The sequence below is a fragment of the Leucobacter sp. wl10 genome, assembly GCF_003569785.1.
In the GTDB taxonomy this organism is placed as follows: domain Bacteria; phylum Actinomycetota; class Actinomycetes; order Actinomycetales; family Microbacteriaceae; genus Leucobacter.
On sequence record NZ_KZ983987.1, the window covers coordinates 427,299 to 452,613 of the forward strand.

A 25,315-nucleotide genomic window follows, 5' to 3' on the forward strand; every position below is an offset into this window, starting at 1 on the left:
CTGCTTGAGTCAGGCGAGCACCGCCTCCGCCCCGCGCCGCCGCCCGCAGAAAGCCTAGGCGTGCAGCGCCGCGTTGAGTTCGATTCCGGATCCCTCGCGGGGCAGCGCCTCCACCGCGCCCGTGCGCGAGTTGCGGCGGAAGAGCAGCTTCGGCAGGCCCGAGAGCTCGAGGGCCTTCACCTCGACGGGCTCCCCGCCGGATGCCGAGGTGCCCTTCGGCAGCACGACCTTGGTGCCGGCGGTCACGTAGAGGCCCGCCTCCACGACGCTGTCGTCGCCCAGGGAGATGCCGATGCCCGAGTTCGCGCCGAGCAGCGCGCGCTCGCCGATGGCGATGCGCTGGGTACCGCCGCCCGACAGGGTGCCCATGATCGAGGCGCCGCCGCCGATGTCTGACCCGTCGCCCACGACCACGCCCTGCGAGATGCGGCCCTCGACCATCGAGGCGCCCAGGGTGCCCGCGTTGAAGTTGACGAAGCCCTCGTGCATCACGGTCGTGCCCGGCGCGAGGTGGGCGCCGAGGCGCACGCGCGAGGTGTCTGCGATGCGCACGCCCCGCGGCGCGACGTAGTCGGTGAGGCGGGGGAACTTGTCGAGCCCGACGGCGGTGATGCCGGCCCGCTTGAGCCGGGGGAGACGGTCGGCGTAGTCCTCGGGCAGCATGGGGCCGGCGGTGGTCCAGGCCACGTTGGGCAGCTTGCCGAAGATGCCGTCGAGGTTGACGGTGTTGGGACGCACGAGGCAGTGCGACAGCAGGTGCAGGCGCAGGTACGCGTCCTCGGTGGAGGCCGGAGGGGCGTCGAGGTCGATCTCGACGCTCACGGGGCGCAGCTCGACGCCGCGGGGCTCGTCCGCGCCGGCGAGGCCTTCCAGCTCGGCGGAGGCGATCCAGGGGTCGCGATCCTCCGGGCGCCGCCCGAGCGCGGGCGCCGGGAACCAGGCGTCGAGCACGGTGCCGTTCGAGGCGATCGTGGAGATACCGGCGGCCCAGGCGAAGCGAGTTGCAGTCATGGCCTCTATCGTATCGGGGGGAACGGGCCCGCGGTCGCCCCGTGCTCTAGGGTGGATCGGGTGAACAGTTCCGCCCCCTTCCCCCTCGACATCACGGCCGGACCCGTCGAACTGACGCGGCAGCTGTGCGACATCCCATCCGTCTCCGGCGACGAGCGCGCGATCGCCGACGCCGTCGAGGCGGCCCTGCGCGTGCACGCGCCGCACCTGCGGGTGGTCCGCGACGGCGACACGATCGTCGCCCGCACCGAGCTGGGGAGGGCGAAGCGGGTCGCGATCGCCGGCCACCTCGACACCGTTCCGATCAACGACAACCTGCCGGTGCGCGACGAGGTGGATGCCACGACGGGCGAGGCCGTGATCCGTGGTCGGGGCACCGTCGACATGAAGGCCGGCGCGGCCGTGCAGCTGGCGCTCGCGGTCGAGCTGGTGGAGCCCGCCGTCGATCTCACCTGGGTCTGGTACGACCACGAGGAGGTGGCCTCCGAGCTGAGCGGTCTCGGGCGCGTCATGCGCAACCGGCCCGAGCTCTTCGCCGCAGACTTCGCGATCCTCGGCGAACCGTCGAACGGCACCATCGAGGGCGGCTGCAACGGCACGCTGCGGGCGCGCGTCACGATGCGCGGGCGCCGCGCGCACTCGGCGCGCAGCTGGACGGGGGTGAACGCCGTCCACCGCGCGGGCGCCCTGCTGCAGCGGCTCGCCGGTTACGAGGCCGAGCGCGTCGTCGTCGACGGGCTCGAGTACCGGGAGGGCCTCAACGCGGTGCGCGTCGAGGGCGGGGTCGCGGGCAATGTGATTCCGGATCTCTGCACGATCGAGGTCAACTACCGCTTCGCGCCGAGCAGGTCGGGCGAGGAGGCCGCCGCCCTCGTGCGGGAGTTCTTCTCCGACGCCGACGAGGTCGAGATCGTGGACCTCTCGCCCGGCGCCCGCCCCGGGCTCGATGCGCCGCTCGCCCGGCGCTTCGTGGCGGCGGTGGGGGCCGTGCCGACCGCGAAGTTCGGCTGGACCGACGTCTCCCGGTTCTCGGCGCTCGGCATTCCCGCGGTGAACTTCGGCCCGGGAGACCCGCTGCTGGCGCACACCGACGACGAGCGCGTGCCGGTATCGCAGATCGTGTTCGCCGCCGCCGCGCTGCGCGCCTGGCTCACGGACGGCGACGCCGGCGCCGTGCGCGGCGACTGAACTCTCCGTAACGCGGAGGCGTCGAGTTCGCCCTGGCCCCTGCTCGCCCGATAAAATAGACCTGAACCACCAATCTTGCAAGGAGGCGTCATGGCTGCAATGAAACCGAGGACCGGGGACGGACCCATGGAGGCGGTGCGTGAGAGCCGGTTGATCGTGGTCCGGGTGCCGCTCGAGGGCGGGGGACGTCTCGTCGTGTCGGTGAACGACCAGGAGGCGGCGGAACTGCGGGACGTGCTCGCCGCCGTGCTCGACGGCTAGCAGCCAGTCTCGTCAGCGCAACGCCGGAGCCTCCGGGGACCGAGAACCCGGAGGCTCCGGCGTTGCGCTGATCGCCCGCGGTTCAGCCGTCGAGCCGCACGAGCGTGAGCACGCCGTCCCCGGCGGGCGACAGCACGGGGGCGATAGCGGGGGACTCCGCGACGAGTGCGAGCAGATCGCGGCAGGCGAGCGCGGCTTCGTCGCGGGCAGCGGGATCGGGCACCCGGCCGTGGGCGAAGACGCCGGGGACGACGATGCAGCCGCCCGGCCGCACGATGCCGAGCGCGTGTTCGAAGAGTTCCAGCAGCTGACCGGGGTCCGCATCCAGCAGCACGAGATCGTAGGCGGCCAGATTGAGGCGGGGCATGACGTGCCTGGCGTCGCCCTCGATGAGCCGCAGTCGCGAGACGGGGATCCCGGCCTCCGAGAACACGGTCTTCGCCTCGCGCAGGTGCTCGGGCTCGATCTCGATGGAGGTGAGCGTGGTGTCGGCGGCGTAGCGCAGCAGCGACAGGCCGCTCACGCCCACCCCCGTGCCGACCTCGCAGACGGTCGTCGCCCGCGACAGGACGGTGAGGGCCGAGAGGTGCGCGCCGATCGACCGGCTGACCGGTTCGATCCCGAGCTCCAACGAGAGCCGTCTCGCGCGCACCAGCGCGTCGGTCTCTGCGGGATACTGCTCGGCGTACTGCCAGTTGCGTTCGAGCTTGCTCACGTTCGTCCTCCGAGGTGTCGCACCGCCGGGCGGATCCTCCGGCGCGCGGGCGCTCCGGATCGGTGCGCCTCGCATCCCCTAGCGTAGATGCCCGGCGCGGCGCCGGTGCGCCACCACGCGAGGAGAACGGCGATTGCCCGCGCACGGCGCGCCGGCGAACGCGGTGCGAGCGCTACGATGGAGGGGTGTTCGGCCTCACGATAGACAAGATCCTGGTGATCATGGTGATCGCCATGTTCGTGATCGGCCCGGAACGCCTGCCGGTCTACGCGAAGAAGCTCGGCGAGCTCGTGCGCAGCTTCAAGCGCATGGCCGATGGCGCCAAGGATCGCCTGAAGGACGAGATGGGCCCGGAGTTCGAGGATGTCGACTGGCGTCAGCTCGATCCGCGCCAGTACGATCCGCGCCGCATCATCCGCGACGCCCTCGTCGAGGACGAGCGCGAGGCCCGCATGGCGGCCCGGCGCTCGCGCGCGGCCGACCTGTCGGCGGGTCGCGCGGAGACGGCGGAGGCGGGGGCCGCCGTGCCCGGCCCCGACCCGGGCGCTTCGGCGGCCGCCGAGCGGGATCCCGTACCGTCGCCGAAGCCGTATTTCGACGACGAAGCGACCTGAAGGAGAGCGCTCGGATGAGCACGAGGGGCGATGCCGAGTCGCCGCTGCCGGACAGCACGGCCCCACCGGGGCCCGACACCGCCCTCGAGGAGGAGGCGGGGCGATCGGCCCGCCTCGACGCCGTGACGGGTCTCGCGAACCGCTCGTCGATGCTGCGCGCCATCGATCGGGCGCTCGCGGGTCAGCCGCCCGGCGCGTTCTGCGCCTATCTCTCGTTCAGCGTCGACGAGCTGTCGGCCGTCAACGACGCGTTCGGATACGAGGCGGGGGACCACCTGCTGCGCGCCGCGGCGGACGGGCTGCGCCGGCTCGAGGGCGCGGACGTGCGGACCGCCCGAACGGGCTCCGGTACGTTCGGGCTGCTGCTGACCGATCTGGGAGATCGTCAGCGGGCGGCCGAGACGCGCTGCCTGGAGGCGATCGACCAGGTGCTGAGGACGATCAACGGCGCGACCGAGCTGCCCTCGGGGATGGTGCTCGACGTGTCGACGAGCCTCGGCTTCGTGCTGTGGACGCCCCGGGGCTCCCGCCCCGTGACCGGAGCGGACCCGACCGAACCGGCCGACGACGACTGCCCCGCGGACGAGTACATCGAGCCGCACGACTCCGCCGAGATCGTCAAGAGCGCCGACATGGCTCGGAAGCGGGTGCGGCGCACCGGCGGGCAGATGCGCGTGCGCCGGTTCCGTCACCGCATGACCGACGAGGCGCAGGAGCGGGTGCGGCTCTTCTCCGAGCTGCGACGGGGCGTCGAAGGCGGGGAGCTGCGGCTCTTCGCGCAGCCCATCGTCGACCGGCATCGCCGCGTGGTCGGAGAGGAGGGGCTGGTGCGCTGGCTGAGCCCCGAGCGCGGCCTGGTGGGGCCGGACTCGTTCATCCCGCTGGCCGAGCAGACCGGGCTCATCGTCGAGATCGGCGAGTGGGTGCTGCACGAGGCGTGCCGCGTGCTGGCCTCGTGGCGCGACGATCCGGATCGCCGCGAGATGACCTTCTCGATCAATCTGAGCGAGGGCCAGCTGCGCACCGACGACTTCGCCGAGCGGGTGCACAGGGCTCTCGCCCGCTACGACGTCGCACCGGGACGGCTCAAGCTCGAGCTCACCGAGAGCGTGCTGCACACCGACCTCGACCGCACGATCCGCATGCTCGGTCTGCTGCGCGGGGAGGGCGTGCTCGCCTCGCTCGACGATTTCGGCACGGGCTACTCCTCGTTGAGCTACCTGCGCCGCCTGCCCGTGCAGCAGCTCAAGATCGACCGCTCCTTCGTCTCGGAGGTGGTCGACGACGCGCACACCGCCGCCGTCACGCGCACGATCGTGCAGCTGGGCCGCACCTTCGGGCTGCAGGTCGTGGCCGAGGGGGTGGAGACCGAGGCGCAGTTCGAGGAGCTCTGCGGGCTGGGCGTCGACGCGTTCCAGGGGTATCTCTTCGCCCGTCCGCGCCCGGTGAGCGAGACGCTCCCGGTCGGGTAGACGACGTCTCCGGGCGCACCCGCGTCCGCTGCCCCGGATCCGGCGCCCGCGATTCAGCGCGGTGCGATCCCCAGCGGCCGTCCCGACAGCCCGCGGCCCAGGGCGTCGACGCGGCGGGCGACGCGCAGCACCTCCGCGGCGGCGGGGTCTTCGGGGTGGGCGAGCACCGCGGGCTCGCCCCGGTCGCCGGCCTCGCGGAACAGCGGGCTCAGCGGCACGCTGCCGAGCAGCGGCGCCTCACCGGGATCCGGGTCTCCCGCGTCTCCCGGGGCGGCCGCGCTCAGCCGCTCCGAGACGAGACGCCCGCCTCCGGTGCCGAACACGTCGAGTACGCTGCCGTCGGGCTGCACCAGACCCGCCATGTTCTCGACGACGCCGATGACCCGCTGACCGGTGCGGCGGGCGACGAGGGCGCTGCGCACGGCGACATCTGCCGCGGACTGTTGCGGTGTGGTCACGACGAGCACCTCGGCCTGGGGGAGCAGCTGCCCCACGCTGATCGCGATGTCGCCGGTGCCGGGAGGCAGGTCGAGCAGCAGCACGTCGAGGTCGCCGAACCAGACATCGCGCAGGAACTGCTCGATGGTGCGGTGCAGCATCGGTCCGCGCCACGACACGGCGGTGCTGCGCGGATCCGCCTCGCCGAGGAACATGCCGATCGAGATGACCTTCACGCCGAACGCGACGGGGGGCAGGATCATGTCGTCCACGCGGGTCGGCTGCTCGGTGCGGCCGTCGCGGCTGAGGCCCAGGATGCCCGGGATCGAGAAACCGAAGACGTCGGCGTCGATGAGACCGACCGAGCGGCCCTGCGCCGCGAGCGCGACCGCGAGCCCGGCGGTGAGCGAAGACTTGCCGACGCCGCCCTTGCCGCTCGTGACCGCGATGACGCGCGTGAGCGAGTCGGGGCCGAACTGCTGCGGCCGCGATCCGCGATCCCCGCGCACCCGCTCGATGAAGGCCCGCCGCTCCGTCGGGGTCATCACGCCCACGCGCACCTCGGCTCCGGTCACCCCGGCCGCCCCGAGGGCGGCGGCGCGCACGTCGGCCTCGATGCGCCGGGCGGCCGGGCAGCCCGCGATCGTCAGCAGGATGGAGACCTCGGCGCTCCCGTTCTCGTCCACGCGCACCTCGCGCACCATGCCCAGCTCGGTGACGGGGCGCAGGATCTCCGGGTCGCGCACGCGTTCGAGCGCGGTCCAGACGGCCTGTTCAGCGCTCGTCGGCATTCGGGACCTCTTCGGCGGGCGGGCGATCCGGATCCTCGACCGCGCGCTCCGCCTCCAGATCCGCGAGCAGGGCCCGCAGCTCGGCGCGCACGAAGTCGCGATCCGGCAGGTCCTTGATGGCGAGTCGCAGCGCCACGACCTCGCGGGCGAGGAACTCCGTGTCGGCGAGGTTGCGCTCGGCGCGCTGCCGATCCTGCTCGATCTGCACGCGGTCGCGGTCGTCCTGGCGGTTCTGGGCCAGCAGGATGAGCGGCGCGGCGTAGGAGGCCTGCAGGGAGAGCAGCAGCGTGAGCGCCGTGAAGCCGAGCGCCGCACTGTCGAAGCGCAGGGGCTCGGGCGAGAGGGAGTTCCACACGAGCCAGAGGACGCAGAACACCGTGAGCACGAGCAAGAACCAGGGCGTGCCCATGCCGCGGGCGATGCCCTCGCTCCAGCGGCCGAAGCGCTCCGTGCCGGCGGCCCGGCGCCGGCCGCCCGGCTCGGAGGAACGGGCGGCGCGGCCGCCGATGGTGCGCGGCGCGTCGAGGCCGGGATCGCGCCTGAAGCGCCCGAAGATGCTCATCGCGCGGCCCCCGATCCACCGGAGGGCGTAGGTTCGTCGTCGGCGTGGCGCCAGCCGTCCGGCAGGAGGTGGTCGAGCACGTCGTCGACCGTGACCACGCCCACGAGCCGGTTCTGGTCGTCGACGACGGGCATCGCGACCAGGTCGTAGCTCGCGAGCCTCCGCGACACCTCGGCGGCGCTCGCGTTCACGGTCACCGGTTCGATCTCGGTGTCGATGAGCGAGACCAGGCGCTCGTGCGGAGGGTAGCGCAGCATGCGCTGGAAGTGGGCCACGCCGACGTACTCTCCGGTGGGCGTCTCGTAGGGCGGGTGCGTGACGTAGACGGCCGAGGCCATGGCCGGCGGGATCTCGGCGCGCCGGATCATGGCGAGCCCCTCGGCGACGCTCGACTCGCCCGAGAGCACGATCGGCGCGGGGCTCATGAGCCCGCCCGCGGTGTCGCCCTCGTACTCGAGCAGGCGGCGCACGTCCTCGGCCTCCTCGGGCTCCATGAGGTCGAGCAGCTCCTCGCCCTTCGCGGCGGGCAGCGCGGCGATGAGATCGGCCGCGTCGTCCGGCTCCATGCGGTCGAGCACGTCGGCCGTGCGGTCGGAGGGGAGCTGCGCGAGCAGCGCGAGCTGATCCTGCTCGCTCATCTCCTCGAGAGCGTCGGCCACCCGCTCGTCCGGCAGCTCGCCGATCACCTCGATCATGCGGTTGCGGGGGAGCTCGAGCAGCGCCTCGGCGAGGTCCGCGGGCTTCAGGTCGACCATCGTCTGGATCAGCAGCTCCGCCGACTGCGAGCCGCCGCCCGCGCTCGGCAGCCGCAGCTTCGACCAGCGCACGATGCGCGAGTCGCCTCGGCTGAACGGCGCCGCCGGCTTGGGCAGGCGCACGAACACCTCGGAGACCAGCCACTCGCCCGAGCGGGTGCGCTCGATCGCGGCGTCCTCGATGCGCGCGGCGACGAGCGGGCCCTCCGCCTGCTCGGGAGCGAGCTGCACGTCACGGCCGATCAGCTCGGCGATCATGCGGGTCTCGCCGCCGCGCTGCTCGAAGCGGCGCACGTTGATGAGCCCGGTCGTGATGACCTGGCCGGAGCCGATCGAGGTGACGCGTCCGATCGGCACGAACACGCGGCGCTTGCCGGGGATCTCCACGATCAGCCCGACCACGCGCGGCGCGCTCGCCGCGCGGAAGACGACCAGCACGTCGCGCACCTTGCCGATCCGGTCGCCCACCGGATCGAACACACCGCGCCCCGCGAGGCGCCCGACGAAGACCCTCGAAACACTCACAGCACTACGCTACCCCTCCCGGACGCCGGGAGGGGACGAATCACGGCCGCGCGGTTCGCCCGGGTGAGTCTCGGTGCGCCTCGGTCCGCCTTCGCCGGTCCCGGTTCGCCTCGGGCTGAATCCCGTGCCACCGCTCGGCCCCTCGGAATGGGAGAATCGAGGTATGAGTACTCCAGGCCCCCTCCGCCCCTCTCGCGTGCCCCCGATGCCCGAGATCCCGAAGGGCGAGATCGTCTCCACCTACGACCGCTACGAGCACGCGAAGCACGCCGTCGACGTGCTCGCGCGGGCGAGCTTCCCCGTGCAGCAGATCAGCATCGTCGGCAACGACGTGCGCAGCGTCGAGCGGGTCACCGGCCGGCTCACCTACGGCCGCGTCGCGCTCATGGGCGCGCTCTCCGGCGCGTACCTCGGCCTCTTCCTCGGTCTGCTGCTGTTCATCTTCCAGCCCGACAACGCCGCGATCCTCGGCGTCTTCGTGTCGGCCGTGGTGATCGGCGCGGGCTTCGGCATGCTCTTCGGCGTGCTCTCCTACGCGATGAACCGCAACCGCCGCGACTTCTCGTCGGTCATGCAGATGGTGGCGACCCGCTACGACCTCGTGACCGAGCCGGAGCTCGTGCAGCAGGCGCGCCAGATCCTCACCGCCTCGACGCAGTAGGCTCCCGGCGCAGCGGGAGCGGCGAGTCCGCCGCGGCTCGCCCTGCGAGGGGGAGCGATGGTCGCCCGGCACCCGGGTCGGCCATACACCCATACTCGGTGGTGTTCTCGTCTGCATGAAGACCACGCTGAACCTCCCCGATGCGCTGCTGGAGGCGGTCAAACGCCGGGCGAGCGACGAGGGGCGCACCCAGACGAGCGTGATCGAAGACGCCATCCGGCGGCTGCTGCGCGATGAGGTGCGCGCTCCGCATCGGCCGATGCCCACATTCGGCGGACCCGGGGGAGAACGCGCTGCTCGTCGATCTGGAGGATCGGGCGGTCCGCGCGGCCGCGGGCCTACCCGTCGCGCAGGGCCCTCTGGATGCGCTGCAGCGACACCGGCTCGGCGGTGCGCAACTGCTGGGCGAAGAGGCTCACGCGCAGCTCCTCGACGAGCCAGCGGGCGCGCACCAGGTGCTCGGGCGCCTCGGGCGGCAGCGGGATCGTCCCGCCGGCCCGCTCGTAGAGGGAGAGGGCCCGATCCACCTCGTTCAGCCGCCCCCGGTCGCGCCCCGGATCCTCGGTGAGCCCCCGCATGCGCAGTCGCACGGCTTCGAGGTACACCGGCAGCCGCTCGAGCTGCGCGAGCCCCGTGCGCGAGACGAACTGCTCGTGCACGAGGCCGTCGATCTGGGCGGCGGCGCCCGCCACCTGGCCCAGCACCCGGATGGATTTCGCCTCGTCGATAGCCCTGCGAGCCAGTCGCGCGCCGTCGAGCACGCGCGCGGTGAGGGCGATCGCGGTGTAGATCTCGTCGATGAGGGATCGCGCGTACTCGTTTGCGACGGCCTCGAACGCCGCGGCGGACCACACCAGGCCGTCGGGCGCGCGACGGCGGATCGCCCGGTCGGCGACGGCGAGCGACACGTCGGCGATCGCGGCGTCGAGCGTGCGGTGGGGGCCCGCGCCCAGCAGCAGCTTCTCCTGGTTGGAGAGGTGCTCGCGCACGTAGCTCGCGGGCGAGGGCGAACTCAGCGCGAGCAGGCGCCGGATGCCGCGCCGCGACAGGCGCGCCTGCTCGGCCTCGTCGGCGACGAGCACCAGGTCGACGCTCGTGCGGCGGTCGACGATCGCCGGATACGCCCGCACGACTCCGGCCCCGGCTCCTCCGCGGCCCTTCGCGTAGGCGGTGTCGACGTGCCTGGGCAGTTCGCCGAACTCCCACCTCACGGCCCCCGTTCGCTCGAGCTCGCTCTTGGGCAGCGCCGCCGCCGCGACCCGGGCGACGCCCCGCGTCGCGCGATCCCTGTGGGCGGCCTGCAGCCGTCCCAGGTCCTTGCCCGTGCCGACGGTGCGCCCGCGGCCGTCGACCACGCGGAACGTCGGCGTGAGGTGCGCGGGCAGGCGCGAGGGATCGAAGTCGTCGGGGGAGACGGGTATGCTCGTGCGGCGCCGGATCTCGTCGGCGAGCAGCTGCGCGAGGGAGGGCGCGGCGTCCGCCGCCGGCGCGTCGAGGCGGGGCCCGACGGCCTCGAGCAGGGTGCGTGCCCAGTCGGCGGCGGGCACGACGTGCTTGCGGATCGCCTTCGGCAGCGTCTTGATGAGCGCCGTGACGAGCTCCTGGCGCAGGCCGGGCACGAGCTTCTCGAAGTCGGAGCCCTCGAGTCGTGGCAGCAGCGGCAGCGGCACGTTGACGGTCACGCCGTCGTCGTCGGCCGCGGGGTCGAAGCGGTACCCGAGCCGCAGAGTCTGGTCGCCGTGCGTCCACTGCCTGGGGAACTCGCTCTCGTCGACCTCCTCCGCCTCGTCCTCGAGCAGGTCCTCGCGGCGCATGGTGAGCAGCTTCGGCCGCTTCCGCTGCTCCTCCTTCCACCACCCCTCGAAGTCGCGCACGCTCGCGACGTGCTCCGGGATCCGCGCGTCGTAGAACTCGAACACGGCGTCGTCGTCGCCGACGATGTCGCGGCGACGCGCGCGCTCCTCGAGCTGCTCGAGCTCGCGGCGCAGCTGCCGATTGGCCCGGTCGAAGGCGAACGTCGCGCCTCCGCCGGGCACCTCCCACTCGCCGTCGACGAGCGCGTGGCGGATGAACAGCTCGCGCGCCTCCTCCCGGTCGAAGCGGGACAGCTGCACGCGGCGCCGATCCACGATCGGCACGCCGTAGAGGGTCACCCGCTCGTACGCGACGGCCGCCCCCTGCTTCTTCTCCCAGTGCGGCTCGCTGATCTGCCGCTTCGCGAGCTCACCGGCGAGCTCCTCCGCCCACGCGGGATCGACCGAGGCGTTCGAGCGGGCGAAGAGCCGCGAGGTCTCGACGAGCTCGACGCTCATCACGACCTCGGGGGGCTTCCTCGCGAGCACCGACCCCGGGTGCAGCGCGAAGCGGGTGCCGCGCGATCCCAGGTACTCCTGAGCGGGCCGGCGCTTGACGGCTCCGGGTGCGCCGCGGCCGCGAGCGGGGGCGCTGCGATCCTGCCGGTCGTCGCGCACCCCGAGCTGCGAGAGCAGGCCGGCCAGGATCGAGCGGTGGATCGACTCGCCCGATCCCGGACTCGAGCTCGACCCGGATCCCTCGTTCCCCCCGTCGCCCCGCCCGAGCCCGCGACCGGCGGCCGCGCCTCCCTTGACTCCGGCGATGCGCGTCAGCTGCCGGTACAGGTCCATCCACTCGCGCACGCGCAGGAAGTTGAGGTACTCGGCCTTGCACAGGCGCCGGAACGCGCTCGACGAGAGCGCCTCCTGCTGCTCCCGCAGGTGGTTCCAGAGGTTCAGCAGGGTCATCAGGTCGCCCTGCGGGTCGGCGAAGCGGGCGTGCGCGGCGGCTGCGGACGAGAACGCGAGGCGTTCTCCCGGCCGCCGCGGTGGCGCCACTGCGCCAGGGTCGGCCTGCGCCCGCTTCTCAGCCGGGCGCTCTCGCACGTCCTGGACGGTGAGGCCGGCGACGATCGCGAGCACCTCGGGCACGACGCCGTGCCGGCGGGCCTCGACCACCATGCGGGCGAAGCGGGGCTCGATGGGCAGACGGGAGAGTTCGCGGCCGATCCTCGTGATGCGGTGGGCGCCCTTCGCGCGGCCGGAACCGCCGGACCCGCGACCGGACGCCGCCTCGACCGCGCCGAGCTCGGCGAGCAGCCCGAGACCGTCGGCGATCCCGCGCCGATCCGGGGGCGTGAGGAACGGGAACCCCTCGATGTCGCCGAGGCCCAGCGCGAGCATCTGCAGGATCACGGAGGCGAGGCCGGTGCGCCGGATCTCGGGCTCGGTGAACTCGGGGCGGCCCTCGAAGTCCTCCTCGGAGTAGAGACGGATCGCGACGCCCGGGCTGGTGCGGCCCGAGCGGCCGGAGCGCTGGTTCGCGCTCGCCTGCGACACCGCCTCGATGGGCAGCCGCTGCACCTTGCTGCGCGCGGAGTAGCGCGAGATGCGGGCGGTGCCGGCGTCGATGACGTAGCGGATGCCGGGCACGGTGAGCGACGTCTCGGCCACGTTCGTGGCGAGCACGATGCGGCGGGCGCCTGCGACCCGCGAGCGCTCGAAGACGCGGTGCTGCTCGGCGGCGCTGAGGCGGCCGTACAGCGGCAGGATCTCGACGGGCCCGGCCCGATCCCGCCCGACGCGACCGCGGAGCGCGTCGGCCGCGTCGCGGATCTCGGCCTCGCCGCTCAGGAACACCAGGACGTCGCCGGGCTCCTCGCGGGAGAGCTCCTCGACCGCGTCGCCGACCGCGTCGAAGAGGTCGCGCTCCTCCGTCCGGGTACTCGGCGCCTCGCCGCGGGGATCAGGCACCCCGATCTGCTGCACGAGCGGCCGGTACCGGATCTCCACGGGGTACGTGCGCCCCGACACCTCGATGATCGGGGCGGGCCGCTTCGTCTTCGGGTCGGCGAAGTGCCGGGCGAACGACTCCGGGTCGATCGTCGCGGAGGTGATGATGACTTTGAGATCGGGGCGCCGGGGGAGCAGCGTCCCCAGGTATCCGAGCAGGAAGTCGATGTTGAGACTGCGCTCGTGGGCCTCGTCGATGATGATCGTGTCGTACGCCCGCAGGTCGCGGTCGCGGTGGATCGCGCTCAGCAGGATCCCGTCGGTCATCAGGCGGATGCGCGTATCGGCCGACACCCGGTCGGTGAAGCGCACCTGGTAGCCGACGAGCCCGCCCAGCTCCGAGCCGAGCTCCTCGGCGATGCGCTCGGCGATGGCGCGGGCGGCGATGCGGCGCGGCTGCGTGTGCGCGATGCGCTCGCGGCCGAGCGCGAGGGCGATCTTGGGCAGCTGCGTGGTCTTGCCCGAGCCGGTCTCGCCCGCGACGATGACCACCTGGTGGTCGCGGATCGCCTCCGCGATCCCGTCCCGCATCCGCGAAACCGGGAGGTCCTCTGGGAACTCGATGTGCGGCGCGGGCTGAGGCATGATGCTCCCATTATCCCGCGCGTAGACTGGGCCCGCAGAACCCCGAGCGATCCCGAGCGAAAGCGAGACCCATGACCGCGCTGCCCATTCCGAACGTCACTCTGAGCAATGGAACCGAGATCCCGCAGCTGGGTCTCGGCGTCTTCCTCGTCGAACCGGGCGAGACGGAGCGCATCGTCTCCGACGCGCTCGAGGCGGGGTACCGGCACATCGACACCGCGAGCTACTACCGCAACGAGGCCGAGGTGGGGCGCGCGCTCGCCTCGAGCGGCATCGACCGCGATGAGATCTTCGTCACGACCAAGCTGTGGAACACCGACCAGCCGCGACCGCGCGAGGCGTTCGAGGAGAGCCTCGACCGGCTCGGGCTCGACCGCGTCGACCTGTACCTGATCCACTGGCCGCAGCCGGAGCGCGGCGAGGCGCTCGGCGCGTGGAGGTCGCTCATCGGAATCGCCGAGTCGGGGCGCGCCTCGGCCGTGGGCGTCTCCAACTTCGAGATCGAGCACCTGGCCGAGCTCATCGACGCGACGGGCGTCGTGCCCGCGGTGAACCAGATCGAGCTGCACCCCCTGCACCAGCGCCGCGAGCTCGCCGCGTTCTGCCGCGAGCAGGGCATCGCGGTCGAGGCGTGGGGGCCGCTGTCGCAGGGCAAGTCGGACCTGCTCGAGCGGCCCGAGGTCGTCGCGGCGGCCGGGGCGCATGGCAAGACTCCGGCCCAGGTCGTGCTGCGGTGGCACGTGCAGCAGCAGCGCATCGTGTTCCCGAAGACCGCGCGCCGCGAGCGGCTGCTCGAGAACGCCGACGTCTTCGACTTCGCGCTGAGCGACGCCGAGATGGCGGCGATCGACGCGCTCGACGAGCAGCTGGGCTTCGGCCCGGATCCGCGAGCGTTCAACGCCCGATAGCCGCGAGGGCGGCGCACGAGAGGAGAGACCCATGCCGAACACCCCAGTCTCCATCACGCTCACCGGGGCGGGCGGGCAGATCGGATACGCGGCGATGTTCCGGATCGCCGCCGGCGACATGCTCGGCTCCGAGCAGCCGGTGTCTCTCCGGCTGCTCGAGATCCCGCAGGGCATGCGCGGCGCAGAGGGCGCGGCCATGGAGCTCGCCGACTGCGCGTTCCCCCTGCTCGCCGGCGTGGAGATCACCGACGACCCGAACGTCGCGTTCGACGGCGCGAACATCGCGATGCTCATCGGCTCGCGGCCGCGCACCGCGGGCATGGAGCGCGGCGACCTGCTCGCGGCCAACGGCGCCATCTTCGGACCGCAGGGGCGCGCGATCGGCGCGCACGCGGCCGACGACGTGCGCGTGACCGTGGTCGGCAACCCCGCCAACACGAACGCCCTCATCGCGCAGCGGCACGCGCCCGATGTGCCCGCCTCCCGCTTCACGGCGCTCACCCGTCTCGATCACAACCGCGCCGTCGGGCTGCTCGCCGCCGAGGCGGGCGTCGCGGTGGCCGAGGTCGACGGCGTCGCGATCTGGGGCAACCACTCGGCCACGCAGTACCCCGACCTCAGCCGCGCGACCGTGCGGGGGCGACCGGCGCTCGAAGCGGTCGACCCGGCCTGGGCGCGCGGCGCCTACGTGGAGCGCGTGGCCAAGCGGGGCGCGGAGATCATCGAGGTGCGCGGCGGGTCCTCGGTCGCCTCGGCTGCGAACGCCGCGATCGAGCACGTGCGCGACTGGGTGCTCGGCACGGGGGCCGCGGACGGCGGATCGGCGCGCCGCACGAGCGCCGCGGTCGTCTCGCGCGGGGAGTACGGCGTGCCCGAGGGCCTCGTCTGCTCGTTCCCGGTGATCTCGCGCGGCGGCGACTGGGAGATCGTCGAGGGGCTCGAGGTCGACGCGTTCTCGCGCGGACGGATCGACGCCTCGGCGGCGGAGCTCGTCTCCGAGCGCGAGGCGGTGCGCGAGCTCGGCCTGGTCTGATCCGCTTCGCGGCGGGCGCCATCCGGTCCGCGGCCTGGTCCGATCCCACCTCCGGCGCGCCCTAGGATAGTGAGCATGTCCAAGGTTCTTTCTTCCCTTCCCGTTGGCGAACGCGTCGGCATCGCCTTCTCCGGTGGCCTCGACACCTCCTGCGCCGTGGCGTGGATGCGCGAGAACGGCGCGATCCCGTGCACCTACACCGCCGACATCGGCCAGTACGACGAGCCGGACATCGACGGCGTCGCGGGACGGGCGAAGGACTACGGGGCCGAGATCGCGCGCCACGTCGACGCGAAGCGTCCGCTCGTGGAGGAGGGGCTCGTGGCGCTGCAGTGCGGAGCGTTCAACGTGCGCTCGGGCGGCAAGACCTACTTCAACACCACGCCGCTCGGCCGCGCCGTCACCGGCACGCTGCTGGTGCGCGCCATGAAGGAGGACGGCGTCGACATCTGGGGCGACGGCTCCACCTACAAGGGCAACGACATCGAGCGGTTCTACCGCTACGGCCTCATGGCCAACCCGGCGCTGCGCATCTACAAGCCGTGGCTCGACAAGCGGTTCGTCGAGGAGCTCGGCGGCCGCCACGAGATGAGCGAGTGGCTCGTCGCCCACGGCTACCCGTATCGCGACGCGACCGAGAAGGCCTACTCGACCGACGCGAACATCTGGGGGGCGACGCACGAGGCGAAGAAGCTCGAGTTTCTCGACGCGGGCCTCGACATCGTGGAGCCGATCATGGGCGTCGCCGCGTGGCGGGAGGACGTCGAGGTGGCGACCGAGGAGGTGTCGGTGCGCTTCGAGGCGGGCCGGCCGGTCGCGATCGACGGCGTGGACTACGACGACCCGGTGGCGCTCGTGCTCGAGGCGAACGCGATCGGCGGCCGCCACGGCCTCGGGGTGTCCGACCAGATCGAGAACCGCATCATCGAGGCGAAGTCGCGCGGCATCTACGAGGCGCCCGGCATGGCGCTGCTGCACGTCGCCTACGAGCGGCTGGTCAACGCGATCCACAACGAGGACACGCTCGCGAGCTATCACAGCGATGGGCGCCGTCTCGGGCGCCTCATGTACGAGGGACGGTGGCTCGACCCGCAGTCGCTCATGCTGCGCGAGGCGCTGCAGCGCTGGGTCGGATCGGCGGTGACGGGCGAGGTCACGCTGCGCCTGCGCCGCGGCGACGACTACACGATCCTCGACACGACCGGCCCGCAGCTGAGCTACCACCCCGAGAAGCTCTCCATGGAGCGCACGGTGGGCGCCGCCTTCGGGCCCGAGGACCGCATCGGGCAGCTCACCATGCGCAACCTCGACATCGCGGACTCGCGCGCGCGCCTGGAGCAGTACGCGGGGCTCGGCCTCGTCGGCGGCGCGACCGCCGAGCTGGTGGGCGAGCTCGAGCAGGGCGGCGCCGCGGAGATCGCCGAGGCGGTGGGCGGGATCGACGAGGACGCCGACGAGCTCGGCCTCAGCGCCGCGTTCGACGCGGGCACCGACTAGCGGTGCCCGCGGCTCCGCCAGCGGGCGACTCGCGAACCGGGACTCCTCGGCCCGTCGCGTGGCGCGCCCGAACGCGGAAAACCCCCGCTCCCCTCGACAAGCTCAGGGGGCGGGGGTTCTCCGGGTTCGGGATGCTCTCAGGATGCGCGTCGCGCGCGGGCTGCGCGGCGCTTGAGCGCGCGCCGCTCGTCCTCGCTGAGGCCGCCCCACACGCCCGAGTCCTGACCGGTGTCCATCGCGTACTGCAGGCACATCTCGGTCACCGTGCAGCGGGCGCACACCGACTTGGCGCGCTCGATCTGCTCCACGGCCGGGCCGGTGTTCCCGACCGGAAAGAAAAGCTCGGGGTCCACCGTGAGGCAAGCTGCCTTCTCGCGCCAATCCATCTATTGTCCTCCTCTAGTGCAACGCACGCACGCGAAATACATCAGAGGCCGGGTGGCCTAGAATCTCGCGCCGTAACTACCTGAAACGTGGCTGAGAATGCTCACGTCGGTGTGCGCGAAACTCGACGGAATATATAGTTTCACGGATGTAGAAGCAAATCAATAGTTAATTTGCAATTGTCTGGAAAGAGAGCCGCAATGACCTCGTCACCTTCCGATCACCCTCGCTCCCGAGCCGGGTGGGCCGTGCTGCGCGCGCTGCTCGCGCTCGAGAGCCTGCTCCTGGGGTGGGTGGTGCTGGTGACGGTGCTGGGTGCGATCGGGTCGGGCGGTGCGGTGCTCGAGAGCGTGAGCCTGGTGGTGATGGCCGCGATCGCGCTCGCATGGGTGGCGGCGACATTCGTCGGAGCGACCCGCGCCGGGGCGAGCTGGGTGCGCGGATCCGCCATCACGATCCAGGTGCTGCTGTTCGCCGTGGGCACGGGCTGCCTGCAGATGGCGATCGGGCCCTGGTGGTTCGGCTTCGCCCTCGTCGCCGTGGCGTTCGTCGGGTTCGTCGCCGCGCTGCTCGCGCGCCCGGAGCCGGCCGGGGCCTCCGCCGCGGAGGACTGAGGGAGCGCTCAGCCCTCGATTCCGAGCAGCTTGCGCACCCTCGCCACGTGCCCGGTGGCCTTGACGTTGTAGAGGGCGTGCTCGATCCGGCCCTCCGCGTCGATCACGAAGGTCGAGCGGATCACGCCCTCGATGAGGCGTCCGTAGCTGTTCTTGGTGCCGTAAGCGCCGTACGCCCGATGCACCTCCGCCTCCGGGTCGCTGAGGAACGGATACTCGAGGCCGTCCCGGTCGGCGAAGCGGCGCAGGCGCTCGACCGAGTCCCGCGAGACGCCGAGCACGCGGTACCCGGCTTCGGCCAGCGGGGCCGAGGACTCCTGGAACTCGCACGACTCCGTGGTGCACGCCGGCGTCATGGCCTTCGGGATGAAGAACAGCACGACCTTCTCGCCGCGGAGACCGGCGAGGGATCGGGTCGTGCCGTCCTGATCCCGGAGCGAGAAGTCGGGGGCGGGCTGTCCGGGTTCGAGGATCACGCGTTCCGTCATGCTCCCAGCCTAGCTGCTCGGCGGAACCGGTCTCGCCGCCCGGCGCGGAGCCGGAGAAAGGGGGCGCTACTTCAGCAGGCGCCGCAGGGACTCGACCCGAGCGGCGCCTGCGGCGTCGAGCCGGCCGTCGGAGATCGCGGCGTCGAGCTCGCAGTCGGGCGCGCTGTCCTGGTGCGTGCAGCCCCGGGGGCAGTCGTCGATGATCTCGGCCAGGTCGGTGAAACCGCGCAGGATCCCGTCGCTCGTCACGTGGCCGAGCCCGAACGAGCGCACCCCCGGGGTGTCGATGACCCAGCCGGAGCCGCCGCCAGCCGCGCCCGGGGTCTCCGCGCGCAGCGCCACCGACGACGACGAGGTGTGACGGCCGCGCCCCGTCACCTCGTTCACGTGCCCGGTCGCGCGCCCGGCCCCGGGCACGAGGGCGTTGATGAGCGTCGACTTGCCGACGCCGGAGTGCCCCACGAACACGGTCGTCCTGCCCGCGAGCGAGGCCCGGATCTGAGCGAGGGGCCAGGCGCCCGGGGCCGAGGGGAACACCGGCACCTCGAGCGCCGAGAAGTGCGCGAGGAAGGGCTCGGGATCGGCCAGGTCGATCTTCGTGATGCAGATGAGGGGCCGGATCCCGGCGTCGTACGCCGCGACCAGGTAGCGGTCGACGAGCCGCACCCGGGGCTCGGGATCGGCGGCGGCCACGACGATCAGCATCTGGTCGGCGTTCGCCACCATGACGCGCTCCACGCGGTCGCTGTCGTCGGCGCTGCGGCGGAGCACGGTGCGGCGATCCTCCAGCCCGATGATGCGGGCGAGGGTGCCCTCGGCGCCGCTCGTGTCTCCGACCAGCTGCACGCGGTCGCCGATGACGATGGGGGTGCGGCGGAGTTCGCGTGCGCGGGCGGCGAGCACGGCGTGCTCCTCCGGATGATCGGGATCGGCGCCCGCGTCGATGAGCATCGTGTACCGCCCGCGGTCCACGGCGGTCACCGTGCCGACGACGGCGTCGGCGTGCTCGGGGCGCCGCTTGGTGCGGGGCCGGTTGGCCTTCGGGTTGGGGCGCTGGCGCACACGATGCTCGTCGTATTCCCCGTAGGGAATGTCTTCCTCGTCGTCGGGGATGAGCCAGCTCATGCCCAGATCGTGCCGTCCGGCGGGCTCGGAAGCGTGAACACGAAGGGGGAGGAGGAAGCCGCAGTCGGTCCGCCGCCGTCGGTGGCCGACCCGGCGCCCGCCGGTTCGATCCCGAGCATGCGGGACCACATCTGCGGGAACCGGGGGAGCGTCTTCGACGTGCTGGCGATGTCCTCGACCTCGACGCCGGGCACCAGCAGACCGATGAGCGCACCCGTGGTGGCCATGCGGTGGTCGGCGTAGCTGCGCCAGACCTCCCCGTGCAGTGCGGCGGGGCGGATCGCGATGCCGTCCTCGAGCTCGACGGCGTCGCCGCCGAGACGGTTGACCTCCGCGACGAGCGCGGCGATGCGGTCGGTCTCGTGATGCCGGATGTGCCCGATGCCCGTGATCTCGCTCGGCTCGCCGTCGGCGCCGTCGGCGCCGTGCGCGGCGAGGGCCGCGAGCCCCACGAGCGTGGGGGCGAGTTCGCCGGCCTCGGGCACGTGGAGGCGCACCCCGCGGACACGCCCCTCCGCGGACACGGCGAGCGAGCCGTCGTCGCCCAGCTCCACGCGGGCCCCGAAGGCCGGCAGCAGCTCGCGCAGCCGATCGCCCACCTGCGTCGTCCTCGACGGCCAGCCGGGGACCGTCACGGAACCGCCGACCGCGACGGCGGCGGCGAGGAACGGGGCCGCGTTGGAGAGGTCGGGCTCGATGCGCACCTCTCGGGCGCGGATCGGCCCGGGCTCGACCGCCCACTCGCCCGGCGCGGGGGAGGCGACCCCGACCCCCCGGGCGCGCAGGGCGGCGATCGTCATCTCGATGTGCGGCAGGCTCGGCAGCCGCTCGCCCGTGTGCACGACGTGCACGCCCTGCTCGAAGCGGGGGGCCGAGAGCAGCAGGGCCGAGACGAACTGGCTGGAGAGCGAGGCGTCGAGCTCGACTCGGCCGCCGCGCAGCGAGCCGGTGCCGTGCACGGTGAAGGGGAGCGCGCCGCGCCCCTCGTCGGCGATGTCGGCGCCCAGCGCGCGCAGCGCGTCGAGCACGGGCCGCATGGGCCGCTTGCGGGCGTAGGGGTCGCCGTCGAAGGCGACCGGGCCGAGGGCGAGGGCTGCGACGGGCGGCACGAAGCGCATCACCGTGCCGGCGAGGCCGCAGGCGATCGACGCGGAGCCCGTGAGCTCCTCGGCGGGCGCGATGCGAAGATCGGGGCCGAAGGGGCTGCCGGTGGCGATCTCCTCGACGCCGGTGCCCAGCGCGCGCAGCGCGTCGACCATGAGCGCCGAGTCGCGCGAGTGCAGCGGGGCGCGCAGCGTGCCGCTGCCGTCGGCGAGCGCGGCGAGGACGAGCTCGCGGCCGGTGAGCGACTTGGAGCCGGGGAGCGCCACGCGGGCGCTCAGCGGGCCCCCGGCGCTCGGCGCGGCCCAGAGCTCCACGCCGCCGGCGGATCCCTCGCCGGTGCGCACCTCGTCACCGTCCTTGCCCTGGTTCATCCTCGCTTCAAGCATCGTCACAAGTCTACCCGCCGTCGCCGGTGCGCGAGGGCGAGGTCGAGGCTCAGGGCTCGGCGGCGTGCGGGCGGGGCGGAGGGAGCGGACACGCGGCGGGACTAGGATCGAGGGGTGAGCGATACGGCGGCGCAGGAGAGACTCGAACAGCGTTTCACGGAGGAGGCGCTGCCGCTGCTCGACCAGCTGTACGGCGCAGCGATGAAGATGACGCGCAATCCGCAGGACGCGCAGGATCTGGTGCAGGAGACCTTCCTCAAGGCGTACTCGGCCTTCGCGTCGTTCCAGGAGGGCACGAACCTGAAGGCGTGGCTGTACCGCATCATGACCAACAGCTACATCAACACCTACCGCAAGAAGCAGCGCGAACCGTACCTCGGGGCGGTCGACGATCTCGAGGACTGGCAGTTGGGCGGGGCCGAGTCGACGACGGCCATGTCGGCCCGATCGGCCGAGGCCGAGGCGATCGACCGCACCCCGGCGACGGTGGTGACCGACGCGCTGAACGCGCTGCCCGAGGACTTCCGCATGGCGGTCTACCTCGCCGACGTCGAGGGCTTCAGCTACCAGGAGATCGCCGACATCGCCGGTGTTCCCATCGGCACGGTGATGAGCCGGCTGCACCGCGGGCGCGCCAGGCTGCGGAAGGCGCTCGGGGAATACGCAGGCGAGCAGGGCGTTGGAAAGAACACGGGCACGAAGCCGGCACCGGAGGCGACGACGAGGTCGGCGGGGTCGGCGGCATCGGCCCGGAGTACGGAGAGCGAGGAGGACGCGCGATGAGCGACTGCGGCTGCGAGAAGGCGAAGGCCAACCTGTACGAGCTGCTGCGCGGCGAACTCTGCGCCGAGGAGTCGGCTCCGATCCGGGAGCACCTCGACCAGTGCCCCGACTGCCGCACGGAGCAGGTCGTGTGCCTCCGGCTCACCGAGGTCGTGAGGAGGGCGTGCGAGGACGAGCGAGACAGCAACTGCCCGCCGACCGAGCTGCGCGATGCGATTCTCAGGGGGCTGCGCGCGACCGGTTAGGCGCTGCGCGGCCCGGGGAGAGGGGCCGAGACCGGACGGTCAGCGCGAGAGGTCTCTCACCGCTCGGGCCAGCGCCTCGGGAGCCGCCTCGTGCAGGTTGTGGGGCCCCGGGAGCGTGAGCACCTCGCTCCCGGGAAGCCGCTCCCGCCACTCGTCGGTCAGCCGCCGGTCGACGATGCCCGATGCCGCGCGGATCAGGGCGATCGGGATCTCGAGCGCTTGCAGGGCCGCCCAGATGGGGGCGTAGGGCTGCGGATCGCCGCTCCCGTCGCCCGGCAGCGCGTCGAGGTGAGCGAGGTGATGCGCCCACTCGAGACGGCCGTCGGGGCGGCGGCGGGTGTTGAGGGCGACACCGCGAGCGAGGGCGGAGCGATCGCGGCCGATCCTGAACTCGATCGCGCGGTCCACGATCTCGTCGATCGTTCCGTAGTCGCGCCGGCCCCGGATGAACTCCGCCACCGAGCGCGCGCCCCCGCTCGGCACGACGCCCGGCGTGATGTCGACGACGATCAGCCGGGTGACGAGCTCGGGGCGGGCGGCGGCGGTCAGCGCCGCCGTGAGCCCGCCGAGCGAGTGGCCGAGTAGGGCGACGGGGCGGGGCGCGAGCCGCTCGAGCGCGGCCGCGACGTCGGGCGCGAGGCGCTCGGGCCGGTAGTCGGCGTCGGCGCGCCAATCGCTGCGGCCGTGGCCGGGCAGGTCGAGGGCCACGGCCGGCCGGTCCAGCGAGAGCAGCACCGCGTCGAAGCTGTGCGCGCCCAGGCCGGCGCCGTGCAGCGCGACGAGCTCGGGGTCGGCGGGCGGGCCGAACCGCAGGCCGCTCAGCCCGCGTCCGTCGCCCGCCTCGGCGCGCACCCGCTCGACCGCGGGCAGCGGTGCGACGCGGTGCACGCGCGCCGCGTCGCTCGCCAGGAACCGGAACTCGTCGTCGGCCCGCGGGTCGACCGGCGTCTCGGTGTCGCTCATGCCGCCCGGGCTATCGCGACCGGAGATATCCGCCGTCCTGCAGGCCCGCCTCGATCTCGAAGCGGTTGCGCAGCGGGTCGCGGCCCGAGAGCAGGTAGAGCAGGGGCAGGGCGAGACCGTAGTGCCGCCACTGCTCGCGGTGCACGAGCTCGTGGCGCAGCACCGCCGGCGAGACGTTGTCGTCGGTGAGATAGCAGGACCCCACGCAGCTGCCGCCGCGCCCGAACGCCCACTTCGGCATCCCGCGGAAGACCCAGAGGCCCCCGCGCCGCTCGACCCTCCCGGTACTCCAGAGGGCGCCCCAGACGAACCCGACGCAGGTGGCGTAGAGGTGTCCGATCCGCGCGAACGGCAGGGGCGGAGCGTCGCGGTAGCGGTCGGAGGCGGCGCCGGCGGGCGCGCTCACGAGGTCATTCCCGAGGTGAGCGCGGCCAGGATCCGCAGCACCGTCGGCAGGTCGTCGGCGGCGACGGCGGGATCGGCGGGAGCGAACTCGCAGATCGTGGCGCCCGCGAGCGGCAGCGCCGACACGGCCGCGCGGATCGCGGCGGTCAGCTGCGCCGCGGTGAGCCCGAACGGAACCGCGGCGTGCACGGCCGAGAACTCGGCGGGATCGAGCACGTCGAGGTCGACGTGCACGTAGACGCGGGTGGCCCCCGACGCCGTGAGCCGCTCGGTCACGGCCGCGGCGAGGAGCTCGTGGCCGGGGCTCGACGTGAGGCCGATGCCGCCCGAGATCGTCACGGGATCGAGCACCTCCACCCCGAGGCGCTCCAGCTCGTCCTCCTCCTCGGCGTCGATCGCGCGGGCTCCGACGAGCGTCACCAGCGCCGGGGCGATGGGAGAGGCCGCGGCCAGGTCGGGGGAGCCGTCGCCGAGGGCGTGCCGCAGCGTCATGCCGGAGGCCGAACCCGAGGGCGAGGTGCTCGGGTGCTGCAGATCCGGGTGCGCATCGAACCACAGCACGGCGAGACGGTCCGACCCGTGCGCGCGCACGGCCGCCTCTATGCCCGGAAGCGACGAGGCGCAGTCGCCTCCGACGATCACGGGCACCTCGTGCGATTCGATCTCGTCGAGCGCCCTCGTCGCCGACTCGCGCGCACGCAGCAGGCTGCTCAGCCGCGCGACCGGAGTGCCCATGGCGTCTCCCGCCTCGAGCGGCACGGCCACCTCCCGGCGCGCGGAGGCGGGCAGATCCTCGCGCAGCAGGGCCGCGCCCTCGGTCAGTTGCATGGCCCGGGAGGATGAGGACCCCTGCCACTCGGGCATCACCAGGAACAAGGGTTTCGACACAGTGCCTCCTCGGATCGCGCACGGCCTTACCAGGATACGCCCGCGCGACCGCCGCGGGCGCGCGCCGGACGGGGTCAACCCACCGTGACGAAGTCGATGAGGTGCTCCACGCGTCCGACGAGCTCGGGCTCGAGGTCGCGGAAGTGCCGCACGCGCCCCCGGATCCTCGCCCACGCGTCGGCGATGTCGGCCGGCTCCTCCGCGGGCCAGCCGAGCGCCCGGCAGATGCCCGTCTTCCACTCCACCTCGCGCGGGATCGACGGCCACGCCCGCAGGCCCACGCGCTCCGGCTTCACGGCCTGCCAGATGTCGACGAAGGGGTGGCCGACGATGAGCACGTGCGCGCCGTGCGGCCCGCGCTCGACGGCCCGCGCGATCCGCGACTCCTTGCTGCCCGCGACGAGGTGGTCGAGCAGCACCCCCGCGCGGCGCTGCGGCCCCGGCCCGAACTCCGCGAGCGCCTCGGCGAGGTTGTCCGCGCCCTGCAACAGCTCGACCACCACACCCTCCGCGCGCAGGTCGTCGCCCCACACCTGCTCCACCAGCTCGGCGTCGTGCCTGCCCTCGACGAAGATGCGGCTCGGCATGGCGGTGCGCGCCCGCCGCGGCTCCACCGCGAACGACCCCGAGGCCGTGCGCTGCCGGCCGGCGGGCCGCCGCTGCGGCACCACGAGCCGCACGGGCTCTCCGTCGATGAGGAAGCCGTCGTGCAGCGGGAAGGCGCGCACCCTGCCGCGGAAGTCCTCGAGCTGCACGAGCCCCTCGCGGGCGCCGACGACGGCCCCGCACCACTCCGACTCGGTGTGCTCGACCACGAGGCCGCGCGCGAGCGGCACCTCGCGCCGCTGCACAGGCCCGCGCCGGGGCCTCAGGCGGGCGACGGGATCGTTGTCGTAGCGCGAGTCGAACACAGATGCGAGCCTAGCGGGTGCGGGTGCGGGTGCGAGTGCGGGAACTCGCGTCGCCGCGCGATCCGGAATCCGTGTGCGCCTTTCGGGCGCTCCACCGCCGGCGAAGCGCCCGAAAGGCGCACACGGATCGCGGATCGAGGCGAGCGAGCCCACCCGGCCCACCCGGCCCATCTGCCGGGCCCGGCTAAGCTGGGGCG

At 73.0% G+C, this 25,315-nt stretch carries 25 protein-coding genes and 1 pseudogene; 12 read left to right on the plus strand and 14 right to left on the minus strand.

Annotated features, from left to right (window positions below):
* Positions 1-54: 54 nt before the first annotated feature.
* Positions 55-1,011, minus strand: a complete 957-nt coding sequence (dapD, locus tag D1J51_RS02010; RefSeq protein WP_119073476.1) for a 2,3,4,5-tetrahydropyridine-2,6-dicarboxylate N-succinyltransferase — start codon at positions 1,009-1,011, stop codon at positions 55-57.
* Positions 1,012-1,071: 60 nt separating this feature from the next.
* Between dapD and dapE the strand changes: the two genes are divergently transcribed.
* Both dapE and D1J51_RS02020 read left to right on the plus strand, forming a co-directional pair.
* On the plus strand, positions 1,072-2,199 hold the full coding sequence (dapE, locus tag D1J51_RS02015; RefSeq protein ID WP_119073477.1) for a succinyl-diaminopimelate desuccinylase: 1,128 nt from the start codon (positions 1,072-1,074) through the stop codon (positions 2,197-2,199).
* Positions 2,200-2,289: 90 nt separating this feature from the next.
* Positions 2,290-2,460 (plus strand): DUF3117 domain-containing protein, encoded by a 171-nt coding sequence (locus tag D1J51_RS02020; protein ID WP_075200896.1) that lies wholly within the window; start codon positions 2,290-2,292, stop codon positions 2,458-2,460.
* 82 nt (positions 2,461-2,542) lie between these two features.
* On the opposite strand, the gene D1J51_RS02025 is transcribed toward D1J51_RS02020, so the two are convergent.
* A complete protein-coding gene (locus D1J51_RS02025) occupies positions 2,543-3,175 on the minus strand; it encodes an O-methyltransferase (RefSeq protein ID WP_119073478.1) in 633 nt (210 codons plus the stop codon).
* A gap of 185 nt (positions 3,176-3,360) precedes the next feature.
* Between D1J51_RS02025 and D1J51_RS02030 the strand changes: the two genes are divergently transcribed.
* Both D1J51_RS02030 and D1J51_RS02035 read left to right on the plus strand, forming a co-directional pair.
* Complete coding sequence (locus tag D1J51_RS02030) at positions 3,361-3,789, plus strand: twin-arginine translocase TatA/TatE family subunit (RefSeq protein WP_119073479.1); 429 nt, start codon at positions 3,361-3,363, stop codon at positions 3,787-3,789.
* Between the two features lie 14 nt (positions 3,790-3,803).
* Positions 3,804-5,261 (plus strand): putative bifunctional diguanylate cyclase/phosphodiesterase, encoded by a 1,458-nt coding sequence (locus D1J51_RS02035; RefSeq protein WP_119073480.1) that lies wholly within the window; start codon positions 3,804-3,806, stop codon positions 5,259-5,261.
* 53 nt (positions 5,262-5,314) lie between these two features.
* On the opposite strand, the gene D1J51_RS02040 is transcribed toward D1J51_RS02035, so the two are convergent.
* The 3 genes from D1J51_RS02040 to D1J51_RS02050 are packed head-to-tail and all read right to left on the minus strand — an operon-like array spanning position 5,315 to position 8,332.
* Positions 5,315-6,490: an Mrp/NBP35 family ATP-binding protein gene (locus tag D1J51_RS02040; RefSeq protein ID WP_119073481.1), complete on the minus strand. Its 1,176-nt coding sequence runs from the start codon at positions 6,488-6,490 to the stop codon at positions 5,315-5,317.
* The gene (locus tag D1J51_RS02045) at positions 6,474-7,052 is read right to left on the minus strand and encodes a DUF1003 domain-containing protein (protein ID WP_119073482.1); all 579 of its coding nucleotides are present in this window, start codon (positions 7,050-7,052) and stop codon (positions 6,474-6,476) included. Before D1J51_RS02045 ends, D1J51_RS02040 begins: the two co-directional genes overlap by 17 nt.
* Positions 7,049-8,332, minus strand: a complete 1,284-nt coding sequence (locus tag D1J51_RS02050) for a magnesium transporter MgtE N-terminal domain-containing protein (RefSeq protein WP_119073483.1) — start codon at positions 8,330-8,332, stop codon at positions 7,049-7,051. The genes D1J51_RS02045 and D1J51_RS02050 overlap by 4 nt, the downstream gene beginning before the upstream one ends.
* Before the next feature lie 163 nt (positions 8,333-8,495).
* On the opposite strand from D1J51_RS02050, the gene D1J51_RS02055 reads away from it, so the two are divergent.
* A complete protein-coding gene (locus D1J51_RS02055) occupies positions 8,496-8,993 on the plus strand; it encodes a YflT domain-containing protein (protein ID WP_162903611.1) in 498 nt (165 codons plus the stop codon).
* A gap of 115 nt (positions 8,994-9,108) precedes the next feature.
* Positions 9,109-9,210, plus strand: a pseudogene (locus tag D1J51_RS18605) (ribbon-helix-helix protein, CopG family); the annotation flags it as partial.
* 121 nt (positions 9,211-9,331) lie between these two features.
* Here the strand turns inward: D1J51_RS18605 and hrpA are convergent.
* Positions 9,332-13,384, minus strand: coding sequence for an ATP-dependent RNA helicase HrpA (gene hrpA / locus D1J51_RS02065; protein ID WP_119073484.1), 4,053 nt, complete (start codon positions 13,382-13,384; stop codon positions 9,332-9,334).
* A gap of 71 nt (positions 13,385-13,455) precedes the next feature.
* Here hrpA and D1J51_RS02070 point away from each other — a divergent pair, with 71 nt between their 5' ends.
* From D1J51_RS02070 to argG, 3 genes are all read left to right on the plus strand, one after another.
* Entirely contained in the window at positions 13,456-14,292 is an 837-nt protein-coding gene (locus D1J51_RS02070; RefSeq protein WP_119073485.1) for an aldo/keto reductase, read from the plus strand.
* A gap of 31 nt (positions 14,293-14,323) precedes the next feature.
* Entirely contained in the window at positions 14,324-15,325 is a 1,002-nt protein-coding gene (locus D1J51_RS02075; protein ID WP_119073486.1) for a malate dehydrogenase, read from the plus strand.
* Between the two features lie 75 nt (positions 15,326-15,400).
* Positions 15,401-16,822: an argininosuccinate synthase gene (gene argG, locus D1J51_RS02080; RefSeq protein WP_119073487.1), complete on the plus strand. Its 1,422-nt coding sequence runs from the start codon at positions 15,401-15,403 to the stop codon at positions 16,820-16,822.
* 137 nt (positions 16,823-16,959) lie between these two features.
* Here the strand turns inward: argG and D1J51_RS02085 are convergent, their stop codons facing one another.
* The gene (locus D1J51_RS02085) at positions 16,960-17,208 is read right to left on the minus strand and encodes a WhiB family transcriptional regulator (protein ID WP_017884807.1); all 249 of its coding nucleotides are present in this window, start codon (positions 17,206-17,208) and stop codon (positions 16,960-16,962) included.
* Positions 17,209-17,406: 198 nt separating this feature from the next.
* Here D1J51_RS02085 and D1J51_RS02090 point away from each other — a divergent pair, with 198 nt between their 5' ends.
* Positions 17,407-17,820 (plus strand): hypothetical protein, encoded by a 414-nt coding sequence (locus D1J51_RS02090; protein WP_119073488.1) that lies wholly within the window; start codon positions 17,407-17,409, stop codon positions 17,818-17,820.
* 8 nt (positions 17,821-17,828) lie between these two features.
* Here D1J51_RS02090 and D1J51_RS02095 read toward each other — a convergent pair whose 3' ends face one another.
* The 3 genes from D1J51_RS02095 to aroA all read right to left on the minus strand — a co-directional run bounded on the left by D1J51_RS02095 (position 17,829) and on the right by aroA (position 20,923).
* Positions 17,829-18,308, minus strand: coding sequence for a peroxiredoxin (locus D1J51_RS02095; protein ID WP_119073489.1), 480 nt, complete (start codon positions 18,306-18,308; stop codon positions 17,829-17,831).
* A gap of 66 nt (positions 18,309-18,374) precedes the next feature.
* On the minus strand, positions 18,375-19,433 hold the full coding sequence (rsgA, locus tag D1J51_RS02100) for a ribosome small subunit-dependent GTPase A (protein WP_119073490.1): 1,059 nt from the start codon (positions 19,431-19,433) through the stop codon (positions 18,375-18,377).
* Positions 19,430-20,923, minus strand: a complete 1,494-nt coding sequence (gene aroA, locus D1J51_RS02105) for a 3-phosphoshikimate 1-carboxyvinyltransferase (protein WP_119073567.1) — start codon at positions 20,921-20,923, stop codon at positions 19,430-19,432. Before aroA ends, rsgA begins: the two co-directional genes overlap by 4 nt.
* Positions 20,924-21,037: 114 nt before the next feature.
* On the opposite strand from aroA, the gene D1J51_RS02110 reads away from it, so the two are divergent.
* A complete protein-coding gene (locus D1J51_RS02110) occupies positions 21,038-21,706 on the plus strand; it encodes a sigma-70 family RNA polymerase sigma factor (RefSeq protein WP_240422766.1) in 669 nt (222 codons plus the stop codon).
* Positions 21,703-21,951: an anti-sigma factor family protein gene (locus D1J51_RS02115; protein WP_119073491.1), complete on the plus strand. Its 249-nt coding sequence runs from the start codon at positions 21,703-21,705 to the stop codon at positions 21,949-21,951. Before D1J51_RS02110 ends, D1J51_RS02115 begins: the two co-directional genes overlap by 4 nt.
* A gap of 39 nt (positions 21,952-21,990) precedes the next feature.
* On the opposite strand, the gene D1J51_RS02120 is transcribed toward D1J51_RS02115, so the two are convergent.
* The 4 genes from D1J51_RS02120 to D1J51_RS02135 all read right to left on the minus strand — a co-directional run bounded on the left by D1J51_RS02120 (position 21,991) and on the right by D1J51_RS02135 (position 25,118).
* Positions 21,991-22,914 (minus strand): alpha/beta fold hydrolase, encoded by a 924-nt coding sequence (locus tag D1J51_RS02120; protein WP_119073492.1) that lies wholly within the window; start codon positions 22,912-22,914, stop codon positions 21,991-21,993.
* A 10-nt stretch (positions 22,915-22,924) separates the two neighbouring features.
* A complete protein-coding gene (locus D1J51_RS02125; RefSeq protein ID WP_240422768.1) occupies positions 22,925-23,320 on the minus strand; it encodes a Fe-S oxidoreductase in 396 nt (131 codons plus the stop codon).
* Positions 23,317-24,207: an arginase family protein gene (locus tag D1J51_RS02130; RefSeq protein WP_119073493.1), complete on the minus strand. Its 891-nt coding sequence runs from the start codon at positions 24,205-24,207 to the stop codon at positions 23,317-23,319. Before D1J51_RS02130 ends, D1J51_RS02125 begins: the two co-directional genes overlap by 4 nt.
* Positions 24,208-24,281: 74 nt before the next feature.
* A complete protein-coding gene (locus tag D1J51_RS02135) occupies positions 24,282-25,118 on the minus strand; it encodes a DUF3097 family protein (protein WP_119073494.1) in 837 nt (278 codons plus the stop codon).
* Positions 25,119-25,315 lie beyond the last annotated feature (197 nt).